This window comes from Streptosporangium sp. NPDC051022 (assembly GCF_040683035.1).
Classification (GTDB): Bacteria; Actinomycetota; Actinomycetes; order Streptosporangiales; family Streptosporangiaceae; genus Streptosporangium.
On the sequence record NZ_JBFBCF010000040.1, the window covers coordinates 50,859 to 67,717 of the forward strand.

The window sequence follows — 16,859 nt, forward strand, 5'->3', positions numbered from 1 at the left end:
GAACGAACCGATTACTGCCTGAGGTTGACAAGCAGCGCACCAAGCTCCTGAACCTCGGGGTGGTCGGAGCCGAACTCGGCACGCATGTCCGGCAGAAGATCCGCCAGGACACGTTCGGCGGTGTCGACGTCGCCTCTTGCGATGTGAACCTCGCCGATCTGCCGTCGCAGCTCCATCGTGAGCACCGCCGTCGCCCCCAGCACCCGGTCCATGTCTCCGCGCAGGGCGGTCATCAGATCAAGCGCCCGATCGTAACGGCCGAGGGCCGCGTGACAGAGGGCCTCGTTGAAACGGCAGCCCAGTACCGTCTCGTCGTCGGGGGTGAGCAGCTCCGCCAGTCCGGGAATCACCCGTTCGAGCTCCGGCGCGGCACGCCGGTAACGGTTCGACTCTCTGCCCGAGGCCGAGACGTTCTGCCACTGCTTCTTCACCCACTACAACCACGAGCACTACCACGCCGGGATCGGGCTGCACACTCCGTTCACCGTCCACATGGGCACGGCCGCCGCGATCCAAGACAAACGGGCCGAAACGATCGAGCGGTTCCGCGCCGCCAACCCCCGGCGGTTCACCCGCGCACCCTGGCTCCTCAAGATCCCCGAGGGCGCATACATCAACCAACCCGCGGAGGAGGCCACCCAGCGATCAGACCAGCGATGCCCCTGTCGCACTTGTCTTGACACCTACCGGGACTCGTCTCCGGTCCGCATGTGAGCCAGGATCAGGGCCATGCGACTTCTCATCCTCGGCGGGACGAAGTTCCTGGGCCGCATCATCACCGAGCAGGCTCTGACACACGGCCACGACGTGACGACGTTCAACCGCGGCCAGTCCGGCAACGACATACAGGGCGCCACCACGATCCGCGGAGACCGCACCAACAGCCGGGACCTGATGGCGCTCACCGATGCGGGCCCGTGGGATGCGGTGATCGATCCCAGCGGCATGACCATCGCCATGGTGGAGAACAGCACCCGAGCCCTGGCTAACGCCGGCTGGTACGTGTTCATCAGCACGGTGAACGTCTACAAGGGGTGGCCCACCACCCCACTGACGGACGCCTCCCCTCTGCGGGAGTACACCTCCGAAGGGCCGCCAGGCGAAAGCGGCCCGGACGAGTACGGCCGGCTGAAAGTCGGCTGTGAACGGGCCGTCACCGCAGTCTTCGGCGAGCGCGCCACCATCCTGCGGCCGAGCGTCATCCTTGGCCCGCACGAGTACGTGGGCCGTCTGCCATGGTGGCTGTCGCGCCTTCGCACCGGAGGCCGAGTGCTGGCCCCGGGCGCGGCCACCTGGAAAATCCAGCCGATCGATGTGCGTGATGTCGCTTCCTTCGCGTTGACTTGCGCTGCGCAGCATCTGATCGGCTCCTACAACGTGGCCGCGCCGATCGGCCACGCGACGTTCGGCGAGCTCCTTACCGCATGCCGAACGGTGACCGGCAGCACCGCCGACCTGGTGTGGGTGGACCACACCTTCCTTCGCCGGTACGGCGTCCGCGAGTGGACGGAGCTGCCGATCTGGCGCGACTACGAAGGCACCTGGCAAGTGGACGCCTCCCGCGCTCACGCCGCCGGTCTGACCTGCCGCCCGCTCAAGGAGACCGTCGCCGACACCTGGCAGTGGCTTCAGGCCGGCGCCACGGTGGCCTCCTCCCGTTCTGCGGAATTGGGCATCTCTCCGGAACGGGAAGCAAAGATCCTCGCCGCCTGGGAGAAACAGGCTGCCGCCGACCACTAGGAGATGGGAGGCAGGCGCTTGGCGGTCGAGGCCTCGCCGAATACGGTGACCGCTTCGATGAGGTCCTGGGCCGCCTGGGTGCCGAGCCGGCCAAGTGGCGCCCGTAGCGTGCGCAGCCGGTAACGCACGGAGAACGTGCGTAGCTCCGGCGCCAGCTCCAGCACCGGCTGAACTGTTTCGTGGGCTCCGCTCACATCGCCGAGCAGTACTCGGGCTGCGGCCATGTCCAGCAGAATGGTCGTCCGCAGGATCGGTGACCGATTGTCGGCCGGGGCGGCGAGTTCCAGTTGCAGCGCCCGCTCGGCATGCTTCACTGCCAGGTCCACAAAGCGTCGCAGCGTCGCAGCGTCCAGGTCTTCATGGCGGCGCTGCGCCACCTCCAGGAGGGCGGTGGAGGCACAACGCTCCTCCCGGGCCGGCCCCCAGTCGAACAGGCCGCCGACGACAGCCAGGTCGTCGTGGGAAGCTGAGCCGGCCGCTCGCGCGTCTTGAGCGGCGTGCACCGCTCGAAGGGTTTCTTCGGTGTTGCCCAGATGCGACCAGGCTCGGGCGGTGATGCTGTGCAGCCTGGCAGCGACCAGGCCGGTGGGGTTGTGCTCGCGGCCGCGGTTGACCGCGATGAGTGCTTCCCGTGGAGAGTCGTTCCAATAGGAGGCGGTCGCTTGGACACCGCGTGCCCACACGGCCAGGCCGATGTGGCCGATGTTGTTGGCGTGTGACCAGGCGGCGCGGGCGTGGTCCCGGGCGAAGTCGTGCTCTCCCAGGTCCATGCATATCTCCGCCAGCAGCAGGCACAGCAAAGCATTGAGGTAGGTCAACTCGGTGATCTGCCCAGGCTGCCGGGTCTGTCCAAGCCGGTGTTCCACCTGATCACGCAAGTTCTTGCTCTCCGGAAACATCACGGTGGGCGGCCGGTTGTGGAACGTGCGGGCGGCACGGACGACGTCGTCTTGCAGCGCTTCGAGGGTTGACCGTCCGATTACGGCGTCCGCCGCTTGGGCGGAGTGTCTGGAATCTTCGGCAGCAGCCATCATCAACTCGTGCAGGGAAAGCGCAGGCCCCGGACCTGTGCCGGTGGCGGTTAGGTCAGGCGTCGTCCACATGACGCTGGGGGCGGGTGACAGGTGGATCACCTCGCCTTGCAGGGGGTCGGCCGCTATGGCGGGGACCATCGTGAATAGCTCGTGCACGGGCCGATCGAACATCTCCTCCAAGACGCGGCAGGCGTCCGGCATCGGATACCCCTTGATGTCGCCTTTCAGCCAGCGACGGTATTGGCGTACGTCCAAGGTCATTCCGTGCAGGCCGAGCCCGGCGGCGCACTTGCCGTAAGCGTTGAGGAACGCGCGGGGAAGCAGGAGGCCACGTGCGCGTACGAGCTGCTTCAGAAGGGTTTCCTCGTAATGCACGGGGTTGAGCCCTCCTCGCGCGGGTGCGGTCGCTCGCAGCGTAAGCCGCTTGTGTCAAGGCGTGAAAGGGCTTCGCGGCAGATGTCACCTATGCGTGGCGACATGTCACATCGGCGACCGGAGCGTGTCCGGTGCGGACATCAAACTCCCGGCAGATGACACCCTCCGTGACATAGACATGACACGGCGCTGCTTCTGATGATCAGTGCAGTCCCCGTCTCCGACCGTCCGAGGTCTTCCGGCGATGATCGACGCATCCAAGATCGACCGAGCTTTCGGCCTTGCCCTACGCCTTAAGTCGCACTCCGCGTCCACGATGTGCAGACGACTCCGCTGCTGCTGGACTCAGGACGCATCGCGGTGCCGGTCGGACCTGGCCTGGTCGCGTTGACAGGCGGAGAGCGCATCTGGTGGTCCGCCCCTCCAGCTGGCCGCCACGCCCAGCCGCGGCTGGCGGTGCAGTCGGCCCTGTCGGCGCACGAGGTCCGCACGACGCTCAGCCTCGGCGGAGGACCCCATCTGTACGCGGCTGAAGGGATCTGACCATCTGGACCGACCCGCTGGATACCGAGCCGTCGGCCTGTCCCTCGCTCCGCGCTGGCCGAGCCGGAAATCGGCCGCGCCCTTCAACTCCTCCCCGAGGTCGGGGAGGTGGCACCGAACCTGTACCGATGGAAGGAGTACTGACATGGCGGACACTTTCATGCTCACGACGGACGTGCTGGACACCGACCCGTTCGAGCTGGACGTGACGGTCACCACCGAGGTCGGCGGCGATCGCATGCCGAAGGCGTGCGGCACCTCGGATGGATGCGCCCCAACCTGCGCCTCGTCCTGCGCCAGCGCCGTCTGATCCTCAACGCCGTGTCGGGGCCGGGGACTTCGCGTTCCCAGCCCCGGCATCCGCCTTCCGATTCTCAACAGTGGAGGAATGGATGAACGCCGGCTCGCTCTACCGGCACTCCGGTACGGCCCTCCTGCGGGCCACTGTCGCGCCGCTGACCGCCCTTCCCGACCGGTGGCCGGATCTGGCCGATGTGGCCTCGTGCCGTGCCTGGCTGAAGGAGGTCTGGGCCGATGCGGGGTTCGCCGACGCGATCCGGGAGGCCAGTACCGGCCTGGCCGAGCGTATCGACGCCATCGCGGCTGATCAGACTGTGAAGCCCAAGCAGCTCCGCCGGGTCGCTGTCTCCGCCGCCCGCTATCTTCTGCGAGCCACCGGACGGCCCACCCCGTTCGGTCTGTTCGCCGGGGTCGCCCCCGTCTCCATCGGCCCTGCCCCGCACGTGCGGTGGGGCACCGGGCATCGGCCCATCGCCCGTGTCGACACCGAGTGGCTGTCCTCCGTCATTGACGACTTAGAGGCCGATCCCGACCTGCTGAACCGCCTCGATGTGGTGTTCAACAACCTCGCAGCCCAGCGCGGCGGTCGCCTCCAGATCCCCCAGGGCGGCCCGAACAGGGTGAGTATCCGGCTCACCGGTGTGATCCGCTTCGTCCAGGTCGCCGCAGCCGCCCCGGTGCGCTTTGCCGGCTTGGCCGACAAGCTCGCCGCGACCGCCAACGCCGACCGGGCCAAGGTTGTCGGCCTGCTGACCGAACTCATCCGGCAGGGCTTCCTGATCACGGGTCTCCGTGCACCGCTGACTGTCACCGACCCGCTCACGCACCTCCTCGACCGGCTCCACGCCGTCGACGCCGATACCGTTCCGGCCATCGCACCGGTCATCCGAAGCCTCGACGCGATCCGGACCGATCTGCATCGGCACAACCACGCCGACCCAGGTACCGACCTGGCGGGTGATCGCGAGGCGATCCGGGGCCGGATGCGGCACCTTGCGACGGCCGGACGTACGCCGCTGGCCCTGGACCTGGTCCTCGACTGTGACGCCCGGCTGCCCGCCTGCCTCTTTGAGGACCTGGAACGAGCCGTCGGCGCCCTGCTACGGCTGACCCGCCAGCCGACCGGGGACGCCGTCTGGCGGAACTACCACGCGGCGTTCTGGGAGCGCTACAGCACCGGCTCGCTGGTTGCGCTGACCGAACTCCTCGACCCGGCCACGGGGCTCGGCTACCCGGCCGAGTACCCCGGCAGCATGATGCCCCCGCCCTCCCGAGGACCGAACCAGCGCGACGAGCGGCTGCTCGCGCTGGCCTGGCGGGCGCTGGCCGACGGCAGCCGGGAGATCGTCCTGACCGATGAGGCGATCGACGCCTTGGCCGCGGATCAGCGCTTCGACACCCGGTACATCGCGCCGCACGTCGAGGTCTCCGCCCGCGTTCACGCCGCCGGCCTCGACGCGCTGCGGTCGGGCGGCTACACCCTCATGGTGGCCCCAGCCCGCGCGGCAGGGACCTTGACCTCGCGGTTCTCCGTCGCCGCCACGGGTGCCGACCTCGCCGAGATCTACCGGGAGATGCCCTCCCTCATCGAGGGGGCCTTGCCCGCGCAGTTGTCCTTCCCTCCGCTGTTTGCGCACTCCGAGAACGTCACCCGCGTCCCCGCCTACCTGCCGCATGTCATTGCGCTCGGCGAGCATCGACCCGCGAGTGAGGAGGCGCAGATCATCTCGGTGGACGACCTCGCGGTCACCGCGACCCGCGAGCGCCTGTATCTGGTCAGCATGTCGCGGCGCCGCGTCGTTGAGCCGCAGGTGTTTCACGCGCTGGCCTTGGACAAGCAGACCCCGCCGATCGCCCGATTCCTGGCTCACCTCACCCGAGCCTTCTCTGCGTCCTGGACCGGCTTCGACTGGGGCCCGCACGCCCGCGCTCTGCCCTACCTGCCCCGAGTCCGCTACGGCCGTACCATTCTGGCCCCGGCCCGCTGGCTCCTCACTCTCGCCGATCTACCGGACTTGCAGGGGTGGCGGCGCCGCTGGCAGTGCCCCGACATGGTGGAACTACGCGACGACGACCGTACCTTGCGGCTCGCCTTGGACGAGCCGACTCACGCGGCCATCCTCACCGCCCACCTCCAGCGCGCCGGGCAGGCGTTCCTCGCCGAGACCGGCGCCTCCGAGGACTTCGGCTGGCTGGACGGGCACGCACACGAGATCGCCGTCCCGCTCGCACGCTTGGGGGTGGGTGCCCTGTCGCCGCTGACAGGGCCGCTGCCGAGGATCGACACCCGCTCCCACGGCACCCTGCCCGGTGTCGCGGCCGGCCGCTGGCTGAACGTGAAGATCCCCTCCCACCCGGAACTGTTCACCGAGATCATCACCGACCACGTGCCCCGGCTGCTCGCCTGTCTCGACCAGCCGCCGTGCTGGTTTGTCCGCTACCGCGGCCCAAACGAGACCGACCACCTTCGCCTCCGACTGCACGCCCCGGACGGCGGGCACGGTGAAACGGCGGCAGCAGTCGGGCAGTGGGCCCAGCAGCTACGGGACGGCGGCCTGGCAGGCGGCCTGATTCTCGACGCCTACACCCCGGAGAGCGGCCGCTACGGGACCGGCCGAGCGCTGGAGGCGGCCGAAGCAGTCTTCGCCGCAGACTCCCGCCTGGTCATCACCCAGCTGCGGAACCTGCCGCCGGCCGTGATCCACCCGGGTGCGCTGGCCGCGCTGAACATGGTGCACATCGCCGAGGCCTTCCTCGGACCGGACGCGGCCACGGACTGGCTGGCCTCCCAGCCGGTCACACTGGCCACCTCGGACCGGGCCGTCGCCGATCAGGTCATCCTGCTGGTCCGCTTCGACTCACACACCGACCTGCCGGGCTGGACGAGCGAGATCACCATCGCCTGGCAGGACCGAGCCGAGACCCTGGCCGCCTACCGACGGAGCCTGCCCTGCACCGCCGACACGGACGCCGTGCTGGAGTCGCTGCTGCACATGCACCACAACCGGGCCATCGGCCTCGACCCGGACGGCGAGAAGGTCTGCCGCCACCTGGCCCGGCAGGCCGCTCGCGCTCGCCAGTCCGCGATCGGAGGCGAGCGGTGACAGCGGCCGGGCACCCACCGACGGTCGAGCCCGGACCAGGCTGGAGCCAGGACCTGGCCAATGGAGCCCCCGGCCCGGCGCTGGAGCACATCGAGTACGCCTGCTCCGGCACCGGCACCTGGGCGAGCGCACACGAGCAGGTGGCGATGATGACCCGCCGACCGGTCACCGCGCTACCCGACGACGGTCTGTTCCGCGGTGCCCCGGCCGTCGCGTTCGTCCTCAACGCGGCCCACACCACCTCCTACACGCGGGCCCTGGCCGCGCTCGACCCACACGTCGACCGGATCACCCGTACCCGCCTGGAGCGCGCCCATGCCCGCATCGACGCCGAGCGTCTCTCCGAGATACGAGAATGGGACCTGATCAGTGGGCTGACCGGCCTGGGCGCCTACCAGCTGGCCCGTCACGGCGACAGCGCCCTGCTGCGCGACATCTTGGCCTACCTGGTCCGCCTCACCACCCCGGTCACCGTCCACGGGCAGGCGCTGCCGGGCTGGTGGTGTGCCAACGGCCCGGCCGACCTGCCCAGCCGGAACTGGCCCGGCGGACACGCCAACCTCGGCCTGGCCCACGGCATCTCAGGCCCCCTGGCACTACTGTCAACCGCGATGAGACACGGCATCGGCGTACCCGGCCAAGCCGGGACGATCAAGTGGATCTGTACCTGGCTGGACCAGTGGCGCCAGGGCAGCGGAGCGCGAGCGTGGTGGCCAGGCATGCTCTCCCTGGCCGAGTGGCAGTCAGGAACAGTATGCCGGCGCGGCCCTCAGCGGCCGTCCTGGTGCTACGGCACACCCGGCCAGGCCCGCGCCCAGCAGCTCGCCGGCCTCGCCCTCGGCAACGCCGACCGCCGGCAACTCGCCGAGGACGCCCTCGCCGGGTGCGTCAGCGATCCGGCCCAGTTGTTCGCCCTCAGCGACGCCACGCTGTGCCATGGCTGGGCCGGGCTCTTGCTGACCACCTGGCGGACCGCCGCCGACGCCCGCGATGACCGTCTCACCCGCCAGCTGCCCCGGCTTCGGGCCCTGATGGACCGCTACCTGGACGGCGGCGGCCAATTGGACCGCCCGGGACTGCTCGAAGGCACGACCGGACTCCGGCTCGCTCAGCACACCACCTCTGCGACCGTCCCGTCTGCTGCCCGTTGGGACGCCTGCCTGCTTCTGACCGGCTGACCACGACCCGACCCGCCCCGTCTGTTGCCCCGCCCCGGAAGGACAACCACCCTGATGAGCACCGCCACCCCCGCCTCGCCGAAGACGCTGCGGGACCGCATGGTCGACACCATCGCCGCCACCCACCTCCTCACCACGGCGGTCGAGAACGCCCTGCGGGCGGTTCCCCGGCACGAGTTCGTGCCCAACGTCACCCTTGAGGAGGCGTACGCCGACCAGAGCATCACCATCAAACCCAACCCGGCCGGTGACCTGCCGCTCAGCTGCGCCTCGGTGCCGTCCTTGGTCGCCGACATGCTGGTATGGCTGCGGGCCAAACCTGGCGACACCGTCGTGGAGATCGGCGCCGGCACCGGCTACAACGCCGCCCTGCTGGCCCACCTGGTCGGCCCTGACGGCCAGGTCGTCACCATCGACATCGATCAGGACGTGACCGCGCACGCCCGTACGATGCTCGACGCCACCGGCAACACCGCCGTCACCGTGCTGACTCGCGACGGCGCCCTCGGCGCCCCCGAGTACGGCCACCCCAACCGGATGATCGTGACCGTCGGCGCCTGGGACATTCCCACCGCGTGGTGGGACCAGCTGCAGCCCGGCACCCGCCTGGTGGTACCGCTCAGCTGGCGCGGTCAGACCCGCTGCCTGGGCCTGGACCGCCTCGGCGACCGAATGGTGTCCGATGTGGTCGAGCTGTGCGGATTCGTTCCCATGCTCGGCCAGGACGGTGAACGCACCGCCGCCATCGACGCCGACGGTCTGGTCACCCTGCACTTCGACGCCGACCAGCACATCGCCCCCGCCACCCAGCGCGGCGTCCTCGAGCAGCCGAAGACCACCGTCGCTTCCGGCGTGACGATCCGCGGCGATGAGTCCTTCGACGGCGTCTGGCTACGGCTGACCGCCGCCGACCCGGCCACCTGCCGTATCACCGCCGACCGCGCCGCCGTCGACAGCGGCCTGTGCAGGCCCGCGATCCCCGCCCGCAGCCCTGCTCTAGCCGAAGGCGACTCCCTTGCCTACCTGACCCTGACCCGCCGCGAGGTCGAAGGCCCCACCCGATGGGAGCTGGGCGCCACCGGCCACGGCGCCGCCGGCCGACACCTCGCAGAGCGTCTGTGTGAGCAAATCCGCGCCTGGGACAGGGCGCGAGACGCCCGGCCCACCATCACGCTCTACCCCGCCAGGACACCGGACGATCAGTCCGGCGGCGGCTATGTCATCGACAAGCCTGGCGTCCGGATGGTCATCGCCTACTGATAGCAAGCCGGTGACGGTGCACCCTGCGCACGAGCGTACGGTGGCACCGTCACTGCCGTCAGTGGCCATCTGCGCCGGGCCGCGCCAACTGGTCAGGTCGGTCATGCCGCTGAGCCGTTCGCCCCAGGCTTGAAGCGGATCCTTCTCGATGGTCAGCCGGCGGACGGATTCCCTAGAACTTTCCGATCGCGGTGGGCACTCTCAAGAAACGCCACCACCTTCTTCCAGGGGCCCACAGAGCCCCGGGCGGCTACGAGGAGATCGTATGGACTGGAAGCCGCTTGCCCGTCGGCTCGCGGACGAGGTCGTCGGGCCCGGATCCCGCTGGCACTCCGTCATCGCCGCCATCCCCCGCCACCTGCTGGTTCCCCGCTGGTGGAGCACCCCCGACGACGGCAAGCCCGGTGCCTGGCAGTTGCGCGACGGCCCTCTCGACGAACGGGTGTGGAGCGAGACCGCCTACCACAATCTCTCGCTCGTGACCGCTGTCGCAGGCCTGCACGCCGACCATGCCACGCCGGATGACACACCGGCCGGTGAGCACACCTCCTCCTCGGCCATGCCCAGCCTGGTGCTGCGCATGATCCGCCACGCCCGCCTCACCGACGACAGCCGGACGCTCATCGTCGGCACCGGCTCTGGCTATCCCGCCGCACTCCTGGCCTCCCGCTACGGTGACGCCCACGTGACCAGCGTCGACCTCGACTCCTACCTCACCCGCGCAGCCACCGAACGCCTGGCCGCCTTCGGCCTGTACCCGGCCCTGAACACACTCGACGCTCTGGGCCCGCTACCCGGCACCTTCGAGCGCGTCATCTCCATGACCGGCGTGCGTCCCATCCCGGCCGGCTGGCTGCACGCCTTACGCCCCGGCGGTCGCCTGGTCACCACCATCGCCGGCACCCATCTCATCCTCACCGCCACCGCAGACACCGACGGGCCAGGCGCCCGCGGCCGGATCGAACTGGATCGCGCCACCTTCACCCCGGCGGCGGGCACCTCACCTGGCCGAACCGCCCAGACGTCTCCGGACGCCCTCAGGGACGGTGCCGACACAGCACCCGGCCGGGGCCGCTACCCCGTCACCCGCATTCGCCCCGGGTCGGAAATGGCCACCCTGCTGGAGCTCCACGCTCCCGGTATCCGCCACCACTACGTCGAAGCCTCCGACGGCCGCCGCACCGTGACGATGACCCACTCCGATGGCTCCTATGCCCGCGCCGTCGCACACGGCAGCGAGCCACCCGCCACCATCCAAGCCGGGCCTCACCGCCTGTGGGACCTGCTCGACGACATCCGCCATTTATGGATCACGCGCGGCACCAATCCCCTCTACGGCGCCCGCGCCGTCATCGACGCTGACGGCGCCATTCACCTCAGCAACCGGGAGTGGAGCATCGATGTACGTTGAACATGTGCCCTAACCCCTGGCAGAAGCGATGCGAGAAGACGATGCCGCTCAGATGGCATCTCTGCCCGCGTCTTGTCCCGCGCGAGCCCCGCGCTCTCCTTGCGCAGCCGTTCCGGCTCCGGGGCTGCTCGGGCGTTTTGCGGGCTCGGGGCGCACTGGCCGGACTGGAGGCGGAGGTCAGCTCGCCGTTGTCACACCGGCGCCGCGACAGCGAGATGCTGGGCTCATACAGCCCCGCCCGGCGCAGGATCGCGTCCTTACCTCTCTCCGGCGCCGCATCGTACTCAGCGACGATCTCACGGATTGAATATTCACTCAGAGAGGTTCGGGCGGGGTGAGCGTTCCATGGATGAGGCCGTGGAGCAGCGCGGTCACCGTCGAACGGCCGGACGCACTCAGCTCCCTGAGCTCGACCTCGAAGGTGAAGACCTGCCGGAACACCTCTCCGTACCGTCTCTGCTCCTCCGGTGACAGGCGCGGCACTTGGGCGCGGCGCGGGTCGAAGCGCGTCGCGCCCGACTGGGTGCCGACCGTCGCCGCGGAGGACAGGGTCCGGACGAACCCCGCGAGGAAGAACGGGTCGAGCCGGGCGGGGTCCGGCCTGAGCAGGGCGAGCCGGGGGCCGAGCAGCAGGCCCGGAGTCTCGACGACCAGGACCGCCAGGTTGTTCCCCCTGGCGGCGACGACCACGTCTCCGGGCTCGGCGGTGATCCGGCCTTCGGGCCGGGTGCGTGTGGCGTCCGCCGGTTCCCCGTCGAACAAGTGCCGATCGGTCAGCACGGGATCGCCCACACCGTCGATCTCGAACCGCCCGGCCTGCTGGACGACCAGCGCTCCGACCCGTTCCAGCTCCGCCAGGCCGACCGTCGGCAACTCCCTGCCCGCCCCCGGCACGGCCTCGGGCAGCAGAGTGGAGAACCGTCCGAGCCGCCCGGCCAGGCGCTCGCGCAGGAGAGGGTAGGTGTCGGCCGGAACCGCCCGCGTCCCCAGGTAACGGGCCGGGGTGACGTCGACGTCCTCGTCGACCAGATCGATGATCGGAACCGTACGGCTCTCGCCTGGCCGGTCGAGGTCCCGATCCGGGTCCGCCCGGAACTCGTGCCAGCACTCGACGATCGCGTCGACGTCGCCGGGGTCGGCCTCGGCCATCAGCACCCGGGACGGGATGCGGCCGTCGCCCGACGGCTTACGGAGCACCCAGACATGCACGGGAAGCCCGGTGCCCGAGGTCACCTTGGGGGGAAGACCGATGACGGCCTGAAGCGTCCCACTGCGCAGGAGGTTGCTGCGGATTCGGCGGCCCGACCGGCGGTTGGCCGCCGTCGCGGGCATGAGCAGCACCGCGACTCCGCCCGGTTCCAGGTGGGCGAGCGCGTGCTGGACCCAGGCGAGCTCGGACTCCGTCTTGGGCGGCAGGCCGTACTCCCAGCGCGGATCGCCCGTGAGGTCGTCGTATCCCCAATTGCGCTCGTTGAAGGGCGGATGACACACGACGGCATCGACGGTCAGGCCGGGCCAGGCGTCCTCGCGCAGGGAGTCACCCGTCCTGACGGTGGCGTCCACCTCGCTCAGCGCCAGGCGTGACTGCGCCAGCCTGGCGAGGGAGTCCTCCTGCTCCTGACCGTAGGCATGCTCCACGTCGCGCACCGCGGCGAGCAGGATTCCGAGCCCGCAGGCCGGGTCGAGAACCGATCGGACGTCCGGTCCGGCCAGCCGCGCCATGAGGTCGGCGACCTCGGCCGGGGTCTCGGCCAGCCTGCGGGAGTGGACGTCGGCGTAGCGGTCCAGCAGGAAGCGGGCGGCTTGGGCGTCTCCCTCCTCCTGCGCGTACCGCTGGACGAGCTTCCACGCGGAGGCGAGGAGCGTCCGGGGTTTTCCGCCACGACGCAGAAGCTCGGTGGCCTCGGCGACGCTCTCGCCGAGCCGGAGATCGTCGGAGGCGGCGCGGATCTGCTGCCAGGCCCGTTCCCGCAGCGGCAGTTCCTCCACCTTGCCCTGCTCCAGCAGCCACGCCTCGACGGCCTCCAGGGAGAACGCCGGGCTGGTCGCCGTACCTCCCACGGGCTCCGGGAAGTCCTCGTGCCGCTTACGCCAGTTGCTTACCGCCGCACGCCCCACACCCGCCATCCGCGCGATGTCGGCCGCGGTGACGGTCGCCTCGTCTCCTGCCATCCTCGGCCCCGCGCTCCCGTCCCAGAACGGACTCTCCACCCCCTCAGACAGAGGTATGTGGACGTCAACGTATCTCACGACTTGACTGTACGTCGACCACCGGCCCAGCATACGTGAATTCCATTCACGCATTTTATGGCGGATGACCTGGGGATACTCCGTTCAAGAGAGCAGATCCCGGTGACTCGCCGTAGCGGCTTCCGCGGTGAGGAGCGCCCGGCAGAAGCGGTCGAGGCACCGCTGTCCCGCCGGTACACACCGCGGACCACGGCGCCTCCACCACCGGTGAAAAGACGCGCCCGTCAGTCACGGCTCCGTTTACGGCGGGATGACACCTGCTGGACGATCAACAGGGGACTGCGTTCGACGGTGAACCAGTCCGTGACGACGACCCGTGACGGGTCGCCCGCGTGGGCGAGCGCCGCGTCGAGCGCGGGTTCGAGCCGGGGGCTCACAAGGCTCTCCTCACACGCTTCCAGGGGATGGCGGACCACGATGGCGTACGGCGTGCGCCGTACCCTCATTCCGATGACCCCGGCGTCCGGTAGAAGGAACCTCCCGTCGTACAACGCCCGCAGTCCGCCCAGCGACACCTGTTCGCGGCGCACGGCCCAGTTCGCGGCGCACGGCCCAGTTCGTCGGCGTGAGCCGCCCGCCGGACAGCACCGCGAACAGGTCCGCGCCGAGCCGCCAGTCCAGCAGCGGGTGGAACACCATATTGTCGTAATCCCGCAGGCAGCCGTAGCACGACGTCTCGCAGGTGTCGGCGTGCGCCGGCACGGCGAGATCCTTCAGGAACCGGGCGACGTGCTCGGTGAACTCCCCCGCGACCTCGCCGAGGTGGGTGCTGAATCCCGCGCCGTTCTCCAGCGCGTCGGCGAGGAAGGCGTACAGTGCCGTCCCGTCACGGTGCGGCCCGGGATGCACGCCCGCGATGAGCTCTCGCGGGTCGACGTCGAGGAACTCCGCGGCGGCGGTGCGCAACAGGAACGCCAGTGAGTACCAGGCCGCGCGCCGGCCCTGATGGAGATCGGCGCGGAACCGGGGCCTGGGCTCGTCCAGGCCGAGCCGCAGCCCTCGCACGGGATCACTGATCTTTAATTCGTGGAGTTACGACGACTTGAGGACCAGGCCGGTCCCGGCCAGGCAGCCGTCGATCAGATGCGGCCGGTACTGGATCTTCTTCAACCCCCGCTTGATCACGCGCACCAGGTGATCCAGGCTCGCCGCGGCCAGGTTGGCCAGACCACCGCGGTTCAGCAGCGACCAGACGCCTTCCACCGGATTGAGATCGGGAGCATACGACGGCAGCTGAAAGACCCGCAGCCAGTCGGCGTTGTCGGCGATGAAGTGCCGCATCTCCGGGCAGATGTGCCGGTTCAGATTGTCCCAGACGAGCACGATCGGAGCGCCGAGCTGCACATGGGCCATGATGATCAGGTCCCGGTAGTCGCGCCGGGTGAAGCTCGCCGCCTCGCCCTTGCGCCGCCGGTAGCGATGGATCCGGTAGATCAGCCGGGACCGTTGCCCGGGCCGGTAGCAGGCCAGGGCGGCGACCGAGGCCCTGCCCTCCCTGCGCCCCGGCACCCTCACCACCGGCGTCACCCCGCGCCGTCCCCACGTACGGGCCATCGGTGGCCTCATCGTCCGGCCGCACTCGTCTTGTCAAGCAGACCCACGCGCCCAGGTCCGCCGCGGTGGTTCCACGAGAGGCCACACCTGCCTCTTCCACACCGCGATCGCCTCCTCGTCCCGCTCGCTCGCCCGGCGCGCCGGTACCTGACGCGACCAGCCGTGCCGCCTGAGCAGCTTCCACACCCCCGGCAGCGAGTACGACAGGTGGAACATCCGGCCGATCACCCGCCGGATACGCGACAACGTCCAGCACTGGTCCTCCCAGCCATGCGCGACCGGCCCCCGTAGCAGCGCGGCCTCCAGCCGGGCGAACTGCGCATCACTCAGCCGCGGCAGCGACGCCGGGCCCTTGGAGACCAGGGCCGCGCCGCCACCGCAGGTCCACGCCCGGCGCCACCGGTTGGCCGACATCCGCGTGACCCGCAGTTCCCTGGCCACCTGCTCATCGGTGTATCCACAGGCGAACAGCTCGGCCGCGCGCAGCCGTACCTGCTCACGCCTGGCTCGTTGGACGGCGGTCAGCCCACCGCCTTGCGCATACCGCATGACCTGGACACACCGCAGCAACCCGGCATATTCACATGATCGCTGAACATCACGAATTAAAGATCAGTGAGGGCTTTCGGGCCGGTGCCGCGGTCTGACCGCCGCACACCGGGCCACGAAAGCCCTCACCGATGCAACCGCAACCGGTTCACCCATTCGGCCCGGCCCGTCGGCGACGCCCGCGGTCAGCCCACGTACCCCGCCACGCCCGCGCCCTCGGCTACGCCGCCCGCTTCAACCGATCACTTCGCGTCCTGAGCCGGCACACGGCATGCCCGGCCGGCTGCGGGTACCTCAGCGTTCACAACGGCTTCCGCAGGACGGCCACCAGGTAGCCCATCTGCGGCAGCAGGCCCGCGGGCGAGAGCATGAGGTCCATCAGCTCGGCCACCTCGGGGCCGAACCGCTCGATCATCTCGTCGTAGCGGGTGTTGACGGCCTCGATCATCCGCTGCTGCGTCTTCACCGCGTGCTTGCTGACGTCGAGGAACTCGACCATCTCCCAGCCCGCTTCGGCCACCAGCTCGCGGTACTGCTCCTCGGTGAACACGGGGCTGGAGGACATGCGCTCCAGACCGTCCCGCACGAGTTCCTGCTCCTCCGGCGTGAGCGGACCGGTCTGCAGCAGGTCGGCCACCAGGAGCCGGGCGCCGGGCTTGACCACCCGGCTGATCTCCCGCAGCGCGGGGACCCGGTCCATGTGGATCAGGGACTCGAAGGCCCACGCGGCGTCGTAGGCGGCGTCCTCGAACGGCATGGCCAGGGCGTCGGCGTGCTGGAACCTGACACGGTCGGCCACCCCCGCCGCGGCGGCACGCCGGTTCGCCTCGTCCACCTGCGCCTTGTTGATGGAGATGCCGGTGATCTCGGCCGTGCAGGTGCCGGCCAGCCGCAGTGCGGGCGTGCCGATGCCGCACCCCACGTCCAGCATCCGGCCGCCGGTCAGCCCGAGCCGGTCGATGAGCAGGTCGGTCATGCGGTCGGCGGCGACGCGGTTGGAGCTGTCGTCGTCGTCGGACAGGAAGTAGCCCGCGTGGAAGCTCTCGTCCCACAGCTCGCACAGCGCCTGGCTGGACAGGTCGTAGAAGTCGGAGATGTCCGAGGCGCTGGGGTTGGCCGGGATCGAGGCCGGGGCCGGAATGTTGCGGTACTCGGCGGTGCCCGCGAAGTCCTTGAACGCGTACCAGTCCATGTAGGTGCGGTCCTGAGTGATCAGGCCGTTGTCGAAGGTCAGCACGCTGCACCAGCGCACGCTCAGCGGGGCGCCGGTGACCGGGTTCGTGCCGGTCATCACGCCCTCGATGAAGACCTTGTCGCCGACGGCGGTGGTGCTGAGCACCTCGGAGTGCCGGTCGGGTATCGCCTCGCGTGCGGCCCGCTCGATCTCGTGGAACATCGCGGTGTCGGTGATGTGCAGTTCCTCGGGCGCGATCACCTCGGGGTCGGGTGCGTAGCACTCGTCGATCATGCGGTGCGGGTCGGAGTTGTACAGCGCCGCCCACTTCTCGACGGCGGCCAGATTGGTCTGCTCGACGCTCATGTCTTCCTCACTCTCGTCCGG

At 69.7% G+C, this 16,859-nt stretch carries 15 protein-coding genes; 7 read left to right on the forward strand and 8 right to left on the reverse strand.

Features of this window, described 5'->3' with window-relative positions; all coding sequences use genetic code 11:
- Positions 1-11 precede the first annotated feature (11 nt).
- Complete coding sequence (locus AB0N02_RS40970; RefSeq protein ID WP_363958741.1) at positions 12-431, reverse strand: tetratricopeptide repeat protein; 420 nt, start codon at positions 429-431, stop codon at positions 12-14.
- 298 nt (positions 432-729) lie between these two features.
- On the opposite strand from AB0N02_RS40970, the gene AB0N02_RS40975 reads away from it, so the two are divergent.
- Entirely contained in the window at positions 730-1,740 is a 1,011-nt protein-coding gene (locus AB0N02_RS40975; RefSeq protein WP_363958744.1) for an NAD-dependent epimerase/dehydratase family protein, read from the forward strand.
- Here AB0N02_RS40975 and AB0N02_RS40980 read toward each other — a convergent pair.
- A complete protein-coding gene (locus AB0N02_RS40980; protein ID WP_363958747.1) occupies positions 1,737-3,149 on the reverse strand; it encodes a hypothetical protein in 1,413 nt (470 codons plus the stop codon). The genes AB0N02_RS40975 and AB0N02_RS40980 overlap by 4 nt on opposite strands.
- 318 nt (positions 3,150-3,467) lie before the next feature.
- On the opposite strand from AB0N02_RS40980, the gene AB0N02_RS40985 reads away from it, so the two are divergent.
- The 6 genes from AB0N02_RS40985 to AB0N02_RS41010 all read left to right on the forward strand — a co-directional run bounded on the left by AB0N02_RS40985 (position 3,468) and on the right by AB0N02_RS41010 (position 10,945).
- Positions 3,468-3,692 carry a hypothetical protein gene (locus AB0N02_RS40985; RefSeq protein WP_363958749.1) on the forward strand — a complete coding sequence of 75 codons (225 nt, stop codon included), beginning with the start codon at positions 3,468-3,470 and terminating at the stop codon, positions 3,690-3,692.
- Positions 3,693-3,837: 145 nt separating this feature from the next.
- Complete coding sequence (gene fxlA, locus AB0N02_RS40990; protein ID WP_363958752.1) at positions 3,838-4,002, forward strand: FxLD family lanthipeptide; 165 nt, start codon at positions 3,838-3,840, stop codon at positions 4,000-4,002.
- Positions 4,003-4,084: 82 nt separating this feature from the next.
- Positions 4,085-7,096: a lantibiotic dehydratase gene (locus tag AB0N02_RS40995; RefSeq protein WP_363958755.1), complete on the forward strand. Its 3,012-nt coding sequence runs from the start codon at positions 4,085-4,087 to the stop codon at positions 7,094-7,096.
- Positions 7,093-8,274 carry a lanthionine synthetase C family protein gene (locus AB0N02_RS41000; RefSeq protein WP_363958758.1) on the forward strand — a complete coding sequence of 394 codons (1,182 nt, stop codon included), beginning with the start codon at positions 7,093-7,095 and terminating at the stop codon, positions 8,272-8,274. The genes AB0N02_RS40995 and AB0N02_RS41000 overlap by 4 nt, the downstream gene beginning before the upstream one ends.
- Before the next feature lie 54 nt (positions 8,275-8,328).
- Positions 8,329-9,534 (forward strand): methyltransferase, FxLD system, encoded by a 1,206-nt coding sequence (gene fxlM, locus AB0N02_RS41005; RefSeq protein ID WP_363958761.1) that lies wholly within the window; start codon positions 8,329-8,331, stop codon positions 9,532-9,534.
- 265 nt (positions 9,535-9,799) lie between these two features.
- The gene (locus AB0N02_RS41010) at positions 9,800-10,945 is read left to right on the forward strand and encodes a protein-L-isoaspartate(D-aspartate) O-methyltransferase (protein WP_363958764.1); all 1,146 of its coding nucleotides are present in this window, start codon (positions 9,800-9,802) and stop codon (positions 10,943-10,945) included.
- A 315-nt stretch (positions 10,946-11,260) separates the two neighbouring features.
- On the opposite strand, the gene AB0N02_RS41015 is transcribed toward AB0N02_RS41010, so the two are convergent.
- The 6 genes from AB0N02_RS41015 to AB0N02_RS41040 all read right to left on the reverse strand — a co-directional run bounded on the left by AB0N02_RS41015 (position 11,261) and on the right by AB0N02_RS41040 (position 16,838).
- Entirely contained in the window at positions 11,261-13,117 is a 1,857-nt protein-coding gene (locus tag AB0N02_RS41015) for an N-6 DNA methylase (RefSeq protein ID WP_363958766.1), read from the reverse strand.
- A gap of 302 nt (positions 13,118-13,419) precedes the next feature.
- Positions 13,420-13,572 (reverse strand): hypothetical protein, encoded by a 153-nt coding sequence (locus AB0N02_RS41020; RefSeq protein WP_363958769.1) that lies wholly within the window; start codon positions 13,570-13,572, stop codon positions 13,420-13,422.
- A 10-nt stretch (positions 13,573-13,582) separates the two neighbouring features.
- Positions 13,583-14,200, reverse strand: coding sequence for a DUF1998 domain-containing protein (locus AB0N02_RS41025; protein WP_363958772.1), 618 nt, complete (start codon positions 14,198-14,200; stop codon positions 13,583-13,585).
- Positions 14,201-14,227: 27 nt separating this feature from the next.
- A complete protein-coding gene (locus AB0N02_RS41030) occupies positions 14,228-14,749 on the reverse strand; it encodes a transposase (RefSeq protein WP_363958775.1) in 522 nt (173 codons plus the stop codon).
- 33 nt (positions 14,750-14,782) lie between these two features.
- Positions 14,783-15,298: a winged helix-turn-helix domain-containing protein gene (locus AB0N02_RS41035; protein ID WP_363958778.1), complete on the reverse strand. Its 516-nt coding sequence runs from the start codon at positions 15,296-15,298 to the stop codon at positions 14,783-14,785.
- A 301-nt stretch (positions 15,299-15,599) separates the two neighbouring features.
- Entirely contained in the window at positions 15,600-16,838 is a 1,239-nt protein-coding gene (locus tag AB0N02_RS41040; RefSeq protein ID WP_363958781.1) for a methyltransferase domain-containing protein, read from the reverse strand.
- Positions 16,839-16,859: the final 21 nt, after the last annotated feature.

What these genes read in the sequence shown, in the direction of transcription:
- AB0N02_RS41015 (WP_363958766.1), bottom strand. Translation starts at nt 13,117, where the DNA reads ATGGCAGGAGACGAGGCGACCGTCACCGCGGCCGACATCGCGCGGATG.
- AB0N02_RS41030 (WP_363958775.1), bottom strand. Translation starts at nt 14,749, where the DNA reads ATGGCCCGTACGTGGGGACGGCGCGGGGTGACGCCGGTGGTGAGGGTG.
- AB0N02_RS40975 (WP_363958744.1), top strand. Translation starts at nt 730, where the DNA reads ATGCGACTTCTCATCCTCGGCGGGACGAAGTTCCTGGGCCGCATCATC.
- AB0N02_RS41040 (WP_363958781.1), bottom strand. Translation starts at nt 16,838, where the DNA reads ATGAGCGTCGAGCAGACCAATCTGGCCGCCGTCGAGAAGTGGGCGGCG.
- AB0N02_RS41010 (WP_363958764.1), top strand. Translation starts at nt 9,800, where the DNA reads ATGGACTGGAAGCCGCTTGCCCGTCGGCTCGCGGACGAGGTCGTCGGG.
- AB0N02_RS41035 (WP_363958778.1), bottom strand. Translation starts at nt 15,298, where the DNA reads ATGCGGTATGCGCAAGGCGGTGGGCTGACCGCCGTCCAACGAGCCAGG.
- AB0N02_RS40995 (WP_363958755.1), top strand. Translation starts at nt 4,085, where the DNA reads ATGAACGCCGGCTCGCTCTACCGGCACTCCGGTACGGCCCTCCTGCGG.
- fxlA (WP_363958752.1), top strand. Translation starts at nt 3,838, where the DNA reads ATGGCGGACACTTTCATGCTCACGACGGACGTGCTGGACACCGACCCG.
- fxlM (WP_363958761.1), top strand. Translation starts at nt 8,329, where the DNA reads ATGAGCACCGCCACCCCCGCCTCGCCGAAGACGCTGCGGGACCGCATG.